This is a genomic window from Delftia sp. ASV31, from assembly GCF_016428765.1.
Classification (GTDB): domain Bacteria; phylum Pseudomonadota; class Gammaproteobacteria; order Burkholderiales; family Burkholderiaceae_C; genus Comamonas; species Comamonas acidovorans.
Genome location: NZ_JAELTK010000034.1, coordinates 1 through 13,736, shown reverse-complemented (window position 1 = coordinate 13,736; position 13,736 = coordinate 1). Strand labels below are relative to the sequence as shown.

Genomic DNA, 13,736 nt, shown 5'->3' with positions numbered 1-13,736 from the left:
CCGGCAGGCGCCCATTGCAGGACGGTGCATGCCACGGGAGCACATGCACACTTCGAGATTGGCGCGAAATGTAAAACATTGAGAACCGGTGCGCCCGTGCGCGGCAGCCTTCCTAGAATTCGCGCGTCTGTGTCCGGCGCTTTCAAATCAATAGCAACAGAACAGCCCTGCAGGCGGGCCGGACACGCCCTTGTTTTACGAACCAACCGAGGATTCCGATGATTACAAACATGCTGCGCAGGATCGAGGACCTGCTGGTGCAGGTGGTGCGCGTGGTGCTGCTGGTGTTCTCCCTGCTCGTGCTGGTGGGCATGGCGCTGTGGACCTGGGAGAGCTTCAGGCCCGGCAAGGCCGAGGCGCCCCAGGCCGTGGCCCAGGAATTGAACTGGAAGGACGCCAGGCCCGACCTGCAGTTCGTCGTGGACGAAACCAGCCGCGACCTGGGCGCGGGCGGCGGCGAACCCGCCATGGAAAAGCGCCTGGCCGATCCGGCGCTGCGCCCCGCCTTCCAGAAGGCCGACGCCCTGGTGCGCGCCTTCGTGAACAAGGATCCCGCGCGGCGCGAGCGCACCGAGCGGGACAACCAGGCCCGGGGCCTGGCGCCGCTGCACCCGCTGCTGCAAGGCGACGCCCTGCCGTCCGAGGCCGATGTGCAGCGCCGCATCCAGGAACGCGGGCAGCGCGAAGGCGATGCCGGGGCCGTGGATGCGGCTGCCGACGCAGCGGCTGCCGCAGCCGCCTCCACCGGCGAGGAAGACGGCTGGATGGTCGAGCCCGTGGATACCGCCGCCGCCATCCATGAGCGCGCCCAGGCCGCCGAGCTGGAACATGGCAAGGGCGCCTATGCGGCCTATGTGCAGGGCCTGCCCGCCGCGCTGGAGCAGGTCTTCGGCAATGCCGCGCTGGAGCCGCGGCTGCAGGCGCAGACGGCCCAGCAGATCCTGTCCACGGTGCTGCTGAACTACACGCTGTCCCTGGACAATGCGGCGCGCGCGCTGCGCGGCGAGGACAGCCACGGCAGCAGCTCCTGGAAGGAGCGCTTCGGCGCCGTGGAGACGGCCTTCTGGAGCATGCTGATGTCATTCCTCGTGCTGGTGGTGATGGTGCTGGTCTTCATCCGCATGGAGCGCCACCTGCGCGTGATCAGCCAGCAGCATGGCCAGGCACCGCGCCAGCCCTGAGGCCTTGCGCTATCGTTGCCGCTTTCCTTTCTGCTTGCCGCATATCCGCATGACACGCAACACCACCACTCCCATCCATCCGCAATTCCTGGGCCGCATGTCGCCGCGCGCCTTCAAGCCGGAGGCACTGAGCCAGGCCCAGATCGAGCAACTGGCCGACGCCGCGCGCTGGGCGCCTTCGGCCAGCAACAAGCAGCCCTGGCACTTTGCCTATGCGCTGCGCGGCGATGCGAACTGGCAGGCCTTCAGCACCATTCCCAACGAGTTCAACCGCCGCTGGTGCCTGGAGGCGGGCGCGCTGATCGTGCTGATGTCCGACCGCCAGGCCTCGCCCGGCAAGCACAGCTTCGACGCGGGCTGCGCCTGGGGCTACCTGGCGCTGGAAGCCCACGCCATGGGCCTGGCCACGCACGCCATGGGCGGCTTCTCGGCCGACGCCGCACGCGAGGTGCTGCGCCTGCCCGAGCACCTGGAGCCCGAGGTGGTGATCGCCGTGGGCTGGCGCGGCGACGCGGCCACCCTGCCCGACGATCTGCGCGAGCGCGAGGTGCCCTCGCCCCGCAAGCCGCTGGCCGAAGTGCTGAGCGCCGGCCCCGTGACCACGGGCGGCTGACGGCGGGTTCCAAGTCCTACGCCGCTTTGCGGGGATGCCCCGGATGGCCGCTCCAGGCCCCGGGGCTACACTGGTCCACAGGCCTGCGGCGCAGCAGGCGTCCATGACCCCAAGGAGTTGCCATGACCCCATCCACCAGCCCCAATCTCGACAAGCTGCGCAACATCGTCCAGAAGTTCGGCGCCAGCTCCTTCACCACGGACCAGGTGGCCAGCGAATACGACGACGCCCCGGCCACGGCGGAAAGCACCGAGCAATTCGACGCCCTGCTGCAGCGCCACGCGGCCGTGCTGGGCATCCATGCCGTGCCTGGAAGCGGCGGCCAGGGCCACGGCGCCACCGTCTGGCAGCCGGCCTGAGCGCGCCGGCGGCGCAAAGCACGGCGCCGCTACACTCGCTGCGGCCGGCACGGTGCCGGCGCGCAGTTTCCTTTTGATGTCCTCACTCTCTCCCCATACCTGGCTGCAGCTGTCCGTGGCAGCCAGTGCCTTGCTGGTGCTCGCCTCCATCGGCTGGGTCTGGCACGGCACGCGCGCCCTGCCTGCAGATTCGCGCGATGGCCGCAGCGCCCGGCGCATGGCGGCCCTGTTCGCCCTGGGCGCCCTGGCCTGGCTGGCCTACGGCCTGTACACGGGCTATGCCGTGCTGTGGAAGGCGGACGCGCTGATGCTGTTCGCCCAGCAGGGCGCGCTGCTGCGCCTGCCGCTGCTGATCGGCGGACTGGCCTGGGTGGCCGCGCTGCTGGTCACGCGCGTGCTGCGCATGCTGGGCCGGGCCGGATCGGCATGAGCCGGCGCTGACCCCACGGTGCGAGCGCTCAGGGCGCCGCCACCTCCTTGGGCAGCACATAGGCGCGCACGCTGTCCCCGGCCTTGGTGCCGGTCGAACCATGCCCACCCGCCACCACCACCAGGTACTGGCGCTGGTCCGTGCCCAGGTAGGTCATGGGCGTGGCCTGGCCGCCTGCGGGCAGGCGGTCCTGCCAGAGCTGGCGGCCGCTGTCCACGTCATAGGCGCGCACATAGTTGTCCAATGCCCCCGAGTAGAAGGCCACGCCGCCAGCGGTCATCACCGGGCCGCCAATGCCGGGCACGCCCATGCGAAAGCCCAGCGGCAGCGGGCTCAGGTCACGCGGCGTGCCGTTGCGGCGCTGCCAGACGATCTGGCCCGTGCGCAGGTCGGCACCCGCCACAAAGCCCCAGGGCGGCGCCTGGCAGGGAATGCCCAGCGGCGAGACAAAGGGCTTGAGCCGCACCGCAAACGGTGCGCCGAAGTTTTCGTTGAGCGCGGGCAGGCTGTCCTTGGGCGGGCCGCCGTCCTGCACCAGCAGCGAGGTATCGTCCGCGCGCGGCACCAGGGTGGAGACGAAGGCCAGCCGCGTGGGCGTGGCAAACACCACCTGCCGGCGCGGGTCCACGGACACGCCGCCCCAGTTGAAGACGCCGAAATTGCCCGGATAGATCAGCGAGCCCTGCTCCGAGGGCGGCGTGAAGCGCCCCTCGTAGCGCAGGCGGCGAAAGGCCAGCCGGCACCACAGTTGCTCGAAGGGGCTGGCGCCCCACATGTCGCGCTCGGTCAGGGCCGGGGGGTTGAAGCTCAGCTGCGAATGCGGCTGCGTGGGCGCCGTGCGGTCGCCGCGTGCCGCGCCCTGCGGCGCAGCCACCTCGGTGACGGGCAGCAGCGGCTGGCCCGTGCGCCGGTCCAGCACGAACAGCTCGCCTTGCTTGGTGGGCTGCACCAGGGCGGGCACGCTGTGGCCGCCGATCTCCAGGTCGATCAGGCTGGGTTGAGAGGGCACGTCGTAGTCCCAGAGATCGTGGTGCACGGTCTGGAACACCCAGCGCACGGCGCCCGTGGCAATGTCCAGCGCCACCACCGAGGACGAATACTGCTCGGCCTCGGCGCTGCGCCGCCCGCCCCATTGGTCGGGCGGCGCATTGCCCATGGGCACGAAGACCAGGCCCAGCGTCTCGTCCACGCTGGAGATGGACCAGCTGTTGGGCGAGCTGGGCACATAGGTCTGCCCCGGAGGCAGCGGCGTGCTGTTGCCTGGCCGCCCCGGGTCCCAGGCCCACAGCAGCGCACCCGAGCGGATGTCGAACGCACGGATCACGCCCGAAGGCTCGCGCGTGGAATGGTTGTCCAGCACCGTGCCACCCACGATGATGCGGTCGCGCGCCACCACCACCGGCGAGGTCGAGTAGTACGAGCCCGGCTTGCGCTCGGGCATGCCCTGCCAGAGGTCGATCTGGCCCTGGCCGCCCGCCACATTGCTGCAGGTCTGGCCATCTGCGGGATTGAGCGCGACCACCTTGCCGTCGGCCGTGGCCATGAACAGCTTGGCGGTGCAGCGGCCGTCATCGCCAGGGGCTGCAGAAGCAGAAGCCGAAGCCGCGGATGCGGCGGTGGGTGCAGGCACGGCCTGCGCGCCGGACTTCCTTGCAGCCGGCGCCACCGCCGAATGCGTCTGCCCTGCCGCCGCATCGAACTGCGCGGCCGCCTGCGCGGACTGGTAGGACAGGCCCCGGCAGGTCAGATGCTGCAGCGCCAGCCCCTTGGGCATGGGCAGGTCGCGCCGCCACAGCTGCTTGCCCGTGGTGGCATCGAGCGCAATCACCGACTGGTGGGGCGTGCACAGGAACAGGCGCTCGCCGATCTTCAGCGGCGTGACCTCGAACGTGGTTTCTTCGGGATCGCCGGGTTTGCCGCGCACATCGCCCGTGCGGAACTCCCAGGCCAATTGCAGCAGCCGCACGTTGTGCGGGCCGATCTGGCGCAGCGGCGAATAGCGCTGGCCCGCTCCGGTGCGGCCATAGGCATGCCATTCGCCCTCGGGCACGGCATCGGTGGCATCGCCCTGCAGCACCGGCGGGCTGCGCAGGCCACCGGCATCGGAGGCCACCATGGACATGTTCTGCACGGCCGTGACCTGGCCGTCGGCCGGCAGGTCCGACGCGGCGGCGGCCGCACCCGCAAACTGGCCCTGGGTTTCATGGGCATCGCGCTGGCGCCCGAATGACAGGCCCGCAAGAATGGCCGTGCCCAGCACCACCAGCGCCAGCGCCGCATGGGCCGGTGCCAGGCCCCGGTTCTGGCCCATGTCGGGCTCATGGCGCAGCGCACGCACCGACCAGGGCAGCACCAGCAGCAGGCCCATCAACCAGGGCACACCCAGGCGCCCCGCCAGCGGCCACCAGTCCAGCCCTATCTCCCAGACCGCCCACAGCGCGGTGCCCAGCAGCCACAGCGCAAACAGCCACAGCGCCGCTGCCGAACGGCGCGCCACGCCCAGGCCCACGGCCAACAGCAGCACACCTGCCACCACGTAGTAGCCGCTGCCCCCGGCCCACAGCAGCTGGGCGCCTCCCCAGGCCAGCCAGGCACCGGCGGCCCACAGCCACAGCACCGTCAACCATCGCCATGCCGTCATGCATGCTCCCTTCTCGCGGCGGCCCGGCACCAGTGGCTGCAGCGCACACCAGCAGCCAGGCCCTGAGGGCCCGGGAAAATCCGTGGCCGGGAATGTAGTGACAGCCTAGACCGCCGCAATGGCAGCGCTTGCAGGACGAATCCGATTCACGCGCACCGGGCGTGCGGCAGGCCGTTCGCGCCAGACGGGAAAGACAGGGGGCAAGGGCCGCTCAGCGGCCCGTGGGAGCCGCAGCGGCGGCGGCCGCGCTCCACAGCGCACGCAGCGGCACGAGCTCGGCATCGAAGCGCTGGTTGATGCGGCTTTTTTCCTGCTCCTGCTGCTGGATGAAGCGCTGCTGCTCTTCCTGGCTGCTGCGGTTTTCATCGAGCTGGCGGCGCAGGGAGGCGGGGGCCTTGGACGGGTCCTTGCGGTAGAACTCCATCTCGCCATCGATCTTGACGCGCTGGGCCTGCAGCTCCTGTATGCGCTGGCGCGCCAGGTTGGCGACCTGGTCGGTCTGCGACAGGGCCTCGGCGCGTTCGGCGTCGTGCGTGGCCTGGTTGGGATAGCGCGCAATCAGGGCGCGCTCGCGCGAGCGCTCCTCGCGCACACGGCGCTGTTCGGCCTGCTCGCGGCGGCGCTGGGCATCGAGCTCGGCGCGCTCGTTGTCGGTCAGCGTGGGGCCGACGCGGCGAAGCTCCACGCCGGAGCTGCCCAGCACACGCTGGTCGCGGTCCACGCATTCGGCAATCGGGCGGTCTGCCGTCAGGCGCCGGCCCTTGGCGTCGGTGCATGCATAGATGCCGGCCGGCACGCCGGCATCCAGGGCGCAGGCAGGGCCAGCCGTGGCACCAGCCAGGGCGCACCACAGCAACCGTGCATGCAACGCCTTGTTCATCAAACCCTTATTCCTTGTCATTGACTCCGTAACGCTGGCGGTAGGCCAGCACGCGCTCATGGTGGCCGCTGCCCGCGCTGCCGCCCTGAATCTCAAGATAAAGCAATAAGTCTGCCAACTTTGCAATGGTGCAGACCTGCATACCCAGCTGATTGCGCACGTACTGCACGGCGCTGTGGGGCACGTCCTGGCCATTCTCGGTGGCCATTTCCTGGCGGTCCAGCGCGATCGCCACGGCATGCGGCGTGGCGCCTGCGGCGCGGATGATGGCGATGGACTCGCGCGCTGCCGTGCCGGCGCTCATCACGTCGTCCACGATCAGCACGCGGCCCTTGAGGGGCGCGCCCACCAGGGTGCCGCCCTCGCCGTGGTCCTTGGCTTCCTTGCGGTTGTACGCAAAGGGCTTGTTCAGGCCCATGCGGGCCAGCTCCACGGCCACGGTGGCGGCCAGCGGGATGCCCTTGTAGGCGGGGCCGAAGATCATGTCGAACTCGATGCCGCTGGCTGCGATGGCTTTTGCATAGAATTCGGCGAGACGGCCCATCTTGCCGCCGTCATCGAACAGGCCGGCATTGAAGAAGTACGGGCTCATGCGCCCGGCCTTGGTCTTGAACTCGCCGAAACGCAGCACCCCTGCGTCAACGGCGAATTGCACAAATTCCTGCGCCAGACGGCCTGTGTCATCGGCCTGCAGATTACTCACCACCATGGATTCATCCTTGTTCAAATTGACCAGCCTCAACCTCAACGGCATCCGCTCGGCCTCGACCAAGGGCGTCGAAGCCTGGATCGAGGCCACTGCGCCGGATTGTATTTGCGTGCAGGAAATCAAGGCCCAGGCCGCCGACATGACCGGACGCTTCGAGCTGCTGGCTGGCCTGCGCGGCCACTTCCACTACGCCGAGAAGAAGGGCTACTCGGGCGTGGGCGTCTACAGCCGCCACGAGCCCAGCGATGTCGTGGTCGGCTTCGGCTCGCACGAGTTCGACGCCGAGGGCCGCTATGTGGAGGCGCGCTTCGACACGCCCGCGCGCAAGCTGTCCATCATCAGCGCCTACTTTCCCAGCGGCAGCTCGGGCGAACTGCGCCAGACGGCCAAGTTCCGCTTCCTGGCCGAAATGCACGAGCACCTGATGCGCATGAAGGGCGAGCGCGAGTTCATCCTGTGCGGCGACATCAACATCGCCCACCAGCAAATCGACCTCAAGAACTGGCGCAGCAACCAGAAAAACAGCGGTTTCACGCCCGAAGAGCGCGAGTGGATGACAAAGTTGTTACACAAAACTGATCCCACGGGCGGTCTTGTGGACGTTTATCGCCTGCTCCAGCCCGACACCACGGACGCCTGCTACACATGGTGGAGCAACCGAGGCCAGGCCTATGCCAACAACGTGGGATGGCGCCTGGACTACCACCTGGCCACCCCGGCCATCGCCGCACTGGCACGCACCGAGCACATCTACAAGGATGTGAAGTTCTCGGACCATGCGCCGGTGACCATCGGCTATGACATGAAGGTGTGAGCGCAAGGAGCGGCTCGCGCCGCCCCTTGTCCCTTGTGCCCCAGGCAGCACCTCACTCCAGCGCCTTGCCCATGTCCTCCACCACCTTCTTGGCGTCGCCGAAGACCATCATGGTCTTGTCCATGTAGAACAGCTCGTTGTCCAGGCCCGCATAGCCGGCCGCCATGGAGCGCTTGTTGACGATCACCGTCTTGGCCTTGTAGGCCTCCAGGATGGGCATGCCGTAGATGGGGCTGCCCTTGACGTGCGCGGCGGGGTTCACCACGTCGTTGGCGCCCAGGATGATGGCCACGTCGGCCTGGCCGAACTCGCTGTTGATGTCCTCCATCTCGAAGACCTGGTCGTAGGGGACCTCGGCCTCGGCCAGCAGCACGTTCATGTGGCCGGGCATGCGGCCGGCCACCGGGTGGATGGCGTACTTCACCGTCACGCCGCGCTCGGTGAGCTTGTCGGCCAGCTCCTTGACCGCGTGCTGGGCACGCGCCACGGCCAGGCCGTAGCCGGGCACGATGACCACGGTCTCGGCATTGCCCAGGACGAAGGCCGCATCGTCGGCGCTGCCGCTTTTCACGTTGCGCTGCTGCTGGGAGCCTGCCGCCGCGCTGGTGGCCTCGCCGCCGAAGCCACCCAGGATCACGCTGAAGAACGAGCGGTTCATGGCCTTGCACATGATGTAGCTCAGGATGGCGCCCGAACTGCCCACCAGCGAACCCGCAATAATCAGCATGCTGTTGTTCAGCGAGAAGCCGATGCCCGCCGCCGCCCAGCCCGAGTAGCTGTTGAGCATGGACACGACCACCGGCATGTCCGCGCCGCCGATGGGAATGATCAGCAGCACGCCCAGCAGCAGGCCCAGGGCGATGACCAGCACGATGTCCATCCAGCTTTGGCTGTGCCAGAAGCCGAAGACGAAGAAGGCTGCTGCCAGCCCCAGCACGGCGTTGAGCGCATGCTGGCCCTTGAACTGCACGGGCGCGCCCTGGAACAGGCGGAACTTGTACTTGCCGCTGAGCTTGCCGAAGGCGATCACCGAGCCCGTGAAGGTCACGGCGCCGATGAAGGCGCCCAGCGCCAGCTCCACGCGGTTGCCGCCCGGAATGGCGCCGCCCTTGGCCGTGATGGCAAAGGCCCAGGGCTCGGCCACGGCGGCCACGGCGATGAACACCGCCGCCAGGCCGATCATGCTGTGCATGAAGGCCACCAGCTCGGGCATCTTGGTCATCTCCACGCGCTGGGCCATGACGGCACCGGCCGTGCCGCCGACCAGCAGGCCCAGCAGCACCCAGCCCAGGCCCAGAGCGTTGCCGCCGGCCAGCTGCACGATGAGCGCCGCCGTGGTCAGCACGGCGATCACCATGCCGGCCATGCCGAACAGGTTGCCGCGTATGGAGGTGGTGGGATGCGACAGCCCCTTGAGCGCCTGGATGAAGCAGACGCTGGCCACCAGGTAGAGCAATGTGACGAGGTTCATGCTCATGACTGGCCCTCCGCCTTGGCGTCCTTGCCCGGAGCGCTCTTGCGCTCTTTCTTGCGGAACATCTCCAGCATGCGCCGCGTGACCAGGAAGCCGCCGAACACGTTGACCGCGGCCAGCGCCACGGCCAGCACGCCCATGGTCTTGCCCAGGCCCGTTTCCGTGAGCGCCGCCGCCAGCATGGCGCCGACGATGACGATGGCCGAGATGGCATTGGTCACCGCCATCAGCGGCGTGTGCAGCGCGGGCGTGACGGTCCAGACCACGTGGTAGCCCACGTAGATGGCCAGCACGAAGATGATGAGATGGATGATGGTGGGGGATACGGCTTCCATGTCATTTCCTCCGCAGCTGGCCTTCATGGGCCATCAGGCACGCGGCCACGATGTCGTCCTCCATGTCCACATGCAGGGCGCCATCCTTGTTGATGATGAGCTTGAGAAAATCGAGCACGTTGCGTGCATACAGGGCCGAGGCATCGGCCGCCACCATGGCGGGCAGGTTGGTCAGTCCCACGATGGTCACGCCATGCGTGACCACGGTCATGCCGGCCTGGGTCAGCGGGCAGTTGCCGCCGCGCTCTGCCGCCAGGTCCACGATGACAGCGCCGGGCTTCATGGCCTGCACCATCTCGGCCGTGACCAGCACGGGAGCGGGCCGGCCCGGAATCAGCGCCGTGGTGATGACCACGTCAGCCTGGGCCACGCGCTTGGCCACCTCGGCCTTCTGGCGGTCCAGCCAGCTTTGCGGCATGGGGCGCGCGTAGCCGCCCACGCCTTCGGCGGCCTCCTTTTCCTCGGCGGTCTCGTAGGGCACGTCGATGAACTTGCCGCCCAGGGATTCGACCTGCTCACGCACGCTGGGCCGCACATCGCTGGCCTCGATCACGGCGCCCAGGCGCTTGGCCGTGGCAATGGCCTGCAGGCCGGCCACGCCCACGCCCAGCACCACGACGCGCGCGGCCTTCACCGTGCCGGCCGCCGTCATCAGCATGGGAAAGAAGCGCTGGTACTGGTTGGCCGCGATCATCACGGCCTTGTAGCCGGCGATATTGGCCTGGCTGGACAGCACGTCCATGCTCTGCGCACGCGTGGTGCGCGGAGCCGCCTCCAGCGCATAGGCCGTCACTCCCGCGTCGGCCAGGCGCTGCAGGCCTGCGGGCTGGAACGGGTCCAGCATGCCGACCAGCGTTGCGCCCTTGCGGATGCCGGGCAACTCGTCCTCCGAAGGGATACGGACCTTGAGCACCAGGTCGGCGCCCAGGGCGCCTGCCACATCGACGATCTCCGCGCCCGCTGCCTCGTACAAGGCATCGGGCACGCTGGCCGCCACTCCCGCCCCCGCCTGCACGCGCAGCACATGGCCTTGCGCACGCAGCTTCTTGACGGTCTCGGGGGTCGCAGCCACCCGGGTTTCTCCTGCCATGGTCTCGGCAGGCACGCCAATCAACATACCGGTTCTCCCTCGCGTGATGCCGGTACCCGCCCTGCATTGCGCAGGTGGCGGCCCGGCCCATCCTCGAAAAAATCCTTGCGTGCCTGCATCGGGGGCAGGCTGGCTTGGCGGCACGGCTAGCTTGTAACACGGCGGCGTTGCCGCAGCCACGGGGTCTGCCCGCGAGGCTGTCTCCTGTCCGTCACAGGACCTGGATTGCCACGAGATGACAGCCACATTAAATGATCGCCATCCACGGCCCGGCGGACCGCTGCCGTGTCCCAATGCGCCTTTGAACGACTGCAGCGGCGCATCCGCGCAGTGCGAAGGAATACACCATGGGACTCTTGCAAAGACTGTTCGGAAATCATTCGCGCGGCGGCCACCACGGCGGCGGCACATACCGTGCCGCAGCCGTGGCGGCGGTCTGCCCCGGCTGCCGTGCATCCATTGCCGCCAGCTCGCGCTTTTGCCCGCAGTGTGGCGGCGCGGTGCTGCCGCAGGCCTGCAGGAACTGCAACGCCAGCCATCCGGCCGGCGCGCGGTTCTGCGGGCAATGCGGCCAGCCGACCACCTGACGGTGCAAGCGGGGGCGGTCCTGCGCTGCCATCAGGGGAAGGACCGGGAATAATGGACGCTTTCGCCAGAAGCACCCACGCCGCTCATGCTCCAGTACCACACCATCCCCGTCACCGCCTTCCAGCAGAACTGCTCGCTGGTCTGGTGCGACCAGACCATGGAAGCCGCCGTCATCGACCCGGGCGGCGACCTGGAGCAGATCGGCTGGGAGATTGAGCGCCTGGGCCTGGCGCTCAAGGCCATCTGGCTCACGCACGCCCACATAGACCACGCGGGCGGCACGCGCGAGCTGGCCGATGCACAGCAGTTGCCCATCATCGGCCCCCATCCCGGAGACCAGTTCTGGATCGATGCGCTGCCCCAGCAGGGCGCCATGTTCGGCTTCCCGCATTCGGACCCCTTCACGCCCACGCGCTGGCTGCACGATGGCGACACGGTGAGCATCGGCCAGGAAACGCTGCAGGTGCGCCACTGCCCCGGCCATACGCCCGGCCACGTGGTGTTCCATGCGCCGCAGATCGACCGCGCCTTCGTGGGAGACGTGCTGTTCGCGGGCAGCATCGGCCGCACCGACTTTCCCCAGGGCAACCACCAGCAGCTGATCGACAGCATCGTCCAGCGCCTGTGGCCCATGGGCGACCAGACCGTGTTCATCCCGGGCCACGGCCCCGAAAGCAGCTTCGGCCGCGAGCGCAAGAGCAACCCCTACGTGGGCGGGACCTGAGCCGTACGGGAGTCCCCTACAGGACTCCGCGCGCCTGCGCCCATCGGGCATCATGCCCGGCACAGCAGGCGGCGCCCCCGGACCGCCTCCCATTCCAACTAACGGAGACAGCTTCATGAGCACGCAAGAGCACCTGCAGTTCTATATCGACGGCCAATGGGTTCCCCCGGCTGTGCCGCGCACGCTGGATGTGATCAATCCGTCCACCGAGGAGGTGGCGGCCCGCATCAGCATGGGCTCGGCCGCCGATGTCGATGCAGCCGTGGCCGCCGCACGCCGCGCGTTCGACGGCTTCTCGCAGACCACGCGCGACGAGCGGCTGGCCCTGCTGGACAAGGTGCTGGCGGTCTACATGCGCCGCATCGACGAGGTGGCGCAGACCATCTCGCTGGAGATGGGCGCGCCGCTGTGGCTGTCGCGCGCGGCCCAGGCCACCGTGGGCGCGGGGCACCTGAAGCAGACACTGCAGGTGCTCAAGGACTTCGAGTTCGAGAGCGTGCGCGGCACCACCGGCATCGTGCATGAGCCCGTGGGCGTGGTGGGCATGATCACGCCCTGGAACTGGCCCATCAACCAGATCATGTGCAAGGTGGCACCGGCCCTGGCGGCGGGCTGCACCATGGTGCTCAAGCCCTCGGAGATCGCGCCGCTCAACGCCATCCTGGTGGCCGAGATCCTGCACGAAGCGGGCGTGCCGGCCGGCGTGTTCAACCTGGTCAACGGCGACGGCCCCTCGGTGGGCGAGGCCATGTCCGTGCACCCCGGCATCGACATGATGACCTTCACGGGCTCCACGCGCGCGGGCATTGCCGTGGCCAAGGCCTCGGCCGATACCGTCAAGCGCGTGACGCAGGAGCTGGGCGGCAAGTCGGCCAACATCGTGCTGGACGACGCCGACATCGAAAAGGCCGTTGCCCAGGGCGTGAACGCCTGCTTCACCAACTCCGGCCAGAGCTGCAACGCGCCCACGCGCATGTTCGTGCCGCGCGCCATGCATGCGCGCGCCGTGGCGGCCGCCAAGGCCGCTGCCGAGGGCGTGAAGGTAGGCGATGCATTGGCCGACACGGGCGCCATGCACATGGGCCCCGTGGTCAGCGAGGCGCAGTTCCGCAAGATCCAGGGCCTGATCGAGGCCGGCATCGCCGAAGGCGCCACCCTGGTGGCCGGTGGCACGGGCCGCCCCGAGGGCCTTGCGCGCGGCTACTTCGTGCGGCCCACGGTGTTCGCCGACGTGCGCAACGACATGACCATTGCGCGCGAGGAGATCTTCGGCCCCGTGCTGGTCATCCTGCCCTACGACACGGAGGAGGAGGCCATCGCCCAGGCCAACGACACGCCCTACGGCCTGTCGGGCTATGTGCAGTCAGGCAGCCTGGAGCGCGCACGCCGCGTGGCATCGCGCCTGCGCACCGGCATGGTCCACCTCAACGGCGCGGGGCCGGACTTCGGCGCGCCGTTCGGTGGCTACAAGCAGTCGGGCACGGGCCGGGAATGGGGCGAGCACGGCTTCAAGGAGTACCTTGAAGTGAAAGCCGTGATGGGCTATCAACCAAAGCAAAAAGCCGCCGCCTGAAGGCGGCTGCCTACCCGCGCCGTGCGGCCTCGTAGAGGCCTTCCACGCGCGGGATGTTGCGCTCCAGTTCGCGGATGCGCTCGGGGCCTGCGGGGTGGGTGGACAGGAATTCCAGGCCGCCGCGGTCGCCCGTGGCCTGGCCCATCTTGCGCCACAGCGAGACCGAGGCCTGGGGGTTGTAGCCGGCGCGCGCGGCCAGTTCCAGGCCCACGAGGTCGGCCTCACTCTCGTCGCCCCGGCTGAATTTCAGCGACAGCAGCTGGCCACCCAGGCGGGCCGCCGCATTGCCCAGGTCGCCCAGGCCCAGCAATTGGGCGCCCAGCGA

At 68.7% G+C, this 13,736-nt stretch carries 15 protein-coding genes; 8 read left to right on the top strand and 7 right to left on the bottom strand.

Annotation, left to right across the window (positions count from 1 at the left end):
- Positions 1-218: 218 nt before the first annotated feature.
- The 4 genes from JHD82_RS14110 to JHD82_RS14095 all read left to right on the top strand — a co-directional run bounded on the left by JHD82_RS14110 (position 219) and on the right by JHD82_RS14095 (position 2,583).
- Positions 219-1,181: a hypothetical protein gene (locus tag JHD82_RS14110; RefSeq protein WP_199137066.1), complete on the top strand. Its 963-nt coding sequence runs from the start codon at positions 219-221 to the stop codon at positions 1,179-1,181.
- 49 nt (positions 1,182-1,230) lie between these two features.
- Complete coding sequence (locus JHD82_RS14105; RefSeq protein ID WP_199137064.1) at positions 1,231-1,794, top strand: nitroreductase family protein; 564 nt, start codon at positions 1,231-1,233, stop codon at positions 1,792-1,794.
- A gap of 122 nt (positions 1,795-1,916) precedes the next feature.
- Entirely contained in the window at positions 1,917-2,153 is a 237-nt protein-coding gene (locus JHD82_RS14100) for a hypothetical protein (RefSeq protein WP_013800215.1), read from the top strand.
- A gap of 76 nt (positions 2,154-2,229) precedes the next feature.
- Complete coding sequence (locus JHD82_RS14095; protein ID WP_017404908.1) at positions 2,230-2,583, top strand: hypothetical protein; 354 nt, start codon at positions 2,230-2,232, stop codon at positions 2,581-2,583.
- 28 nt (positions 2,584-2,611) lie between these two features.
- On the opposite strand, the gene JHD82_RS14090 is transcribed toward JHD82_RS14095, so the two are convergent.
- The 3 genes from JHD82_RS14090 to pyrE all read right to left on the bottom strand — a co-directional run bounded on the left by JHD82_RS14090 (position 2,612) and on the right by pyrE (position 6,813).
- Positions 2,612-5,224 (bottom strand): membrane-bound PQQ-dependent dehydrogenase, glucose/quinate/shikimate family, encoded by a 2,613-nt coding sequence (locus JHD82_RS14090; RefSeq protein ID WP_199137062.1) that lies wholly within the window; start codon positions 5,222-5,224, stop codon positions 2,612-2,614.
- Between the two features lie 211 nt (positions 5,225-5,435).
- A complete protein-coding gene (locus tag JHD82_RS14085) occupies positions 5,436-6,104 on the bottom strand; it encodes a DUF4124 domain-containing protein (RefSeq protein WP_199137060.1) in 669 nt (222 codons plus the stop codon).
- A 7-nt stretch (positions 6,105-6,111) separates the two neighbouring features.
- Positions 6,112-6,813, bottom strand: coding sequence for an orotate phosphoribosyltransferase (gene pyrE / locus JHD82_RS14080; RefSeq protein ID WP_183019254.1), 702 nt, complete (start codon positions 6,811-6,813; stop codon positions 6,112-6,114).
- A gap of 10 nt (positions 6,814-6,823) precedes the next feature.
- On the opposite strand from pyrE, the gene JHD82_RS14075 reads away from it, so the two are divergent.
- Positions 6,824-7,627, top strand: coding sequence for an exodeoxyribonuclease III (locus tag JHD82_RS14075; RefSeq protein ID WP_012202278.1), 804 nt, complete (start codon positions 6,824-6,826; stop codon positions 7,625-7,627).
- Positions 7,628-7,679: 52 nt separating this feature from the next.
- On the opposite strand, the gene JHD82_RS14070 is transcribed toward JHD82_RS14075, so the two are convergent.
- The 3 genes from JHD82_RS14070 to JHD82_RS14060 are packed head-to-tail and all read right to left on the bottom strand — an operon-like array spanning position 7,680 to position 10,553.
- Positions 7,680-9,104, bottom strand: coding sequence for an NAD(P)(+) transhydrogenase (Re/Si-specific) subunit beta (locus JHD82_RS14070; RefSeq protein WP_012202277.1), 1,425 nt, complete (start codon positions 9,102-9,104; stop codon positions 7,680-7,682).
- The gene (locus JHD82_RS14065; RefSeq protein ID WP_199137059.1) at positions 9,101-9,436 is read right to left on the bottom strand and encodes an NAD(P) transhydrogenase subunit alpha; all 336 of its coding nucleotides are present in this window, start codon (positions 9,434-9,436) and stop codon (positions 9,101-9,103) included. Before JHD82_RS14065 ends, JHD82_RS14070 begins: the two co-directional genes overlap by 4 nt.
- A gap of 1 nt (position 9,437) precedes the next feature.
- Complete coding sequence (locus tag JHD82_RS14060) at positions 9,438-10,553, bottom strand: Re/Si-specific NAD(P)(+) transhydrogenase subunit alpha (protein WP_012202275.1); 1,116 nt, start codon at positions 10,551-10,553, stop codon at positions 9,438-9,440.
- Between the two features lie 320 nt (positions 10,554-10,873).
- Here JHD82_RS14060 and JHD82_RS14055 point away from each other — a divergent pair, with 320 nt between their 5' ends.
- From JHD82_RS14055 to JHD82_RS14045, 3 genes are all read left to right on the top strand, one after another.
- The gene (locus JHD82_RS14055) at positions 10,874-11,113 is read left to right on the top strand and encodes a zinc ribbon domain-containing protein (protein ID WP_199137057.1); all 240 of its coding nucleotides are present in this window, start codon (positions 10,874-10,876) and stop codon (positions 11,111-11,113) included.
- 86 nt (positions 11,114-11,199) lie between these two features.
- Entirely contained in the window at positions 11,200-11,838 is a 639-nt protein-coding gene (locus tag JHD82_RS14050; protein ID WP_012202273.1) for an MBL fold metallo-hydrolase, read from the top strand.
- Between the two features lie 115 nt (positions 11,839-11,953).
- Positions 11,954-13,411: an aldehyde dehydrogenase family protein gene (locus JHD82_RS14045; RefSeq protein ID WP_199137055.1), complete on the top strand. Its 1,458-nt coding sequence runs from the start codon at positions 11,954-11,956 to the stop codon at positions 13,409-13,411.
- 10 nt (positions 13,412-13,421) lie between these two features.
- On the opposite strand, the gene JHD82_RS14040 is transcribed toward JHD82_RS14045, so the two are convergent.
- A partial coding sequence (locus JHD82_RS14040) for a M48 family metalloprotease (protein ID WP_199137053.1) occupies positions 13,422-13,736 on the bottom strand: 315 nt, incomplete at its 5' end.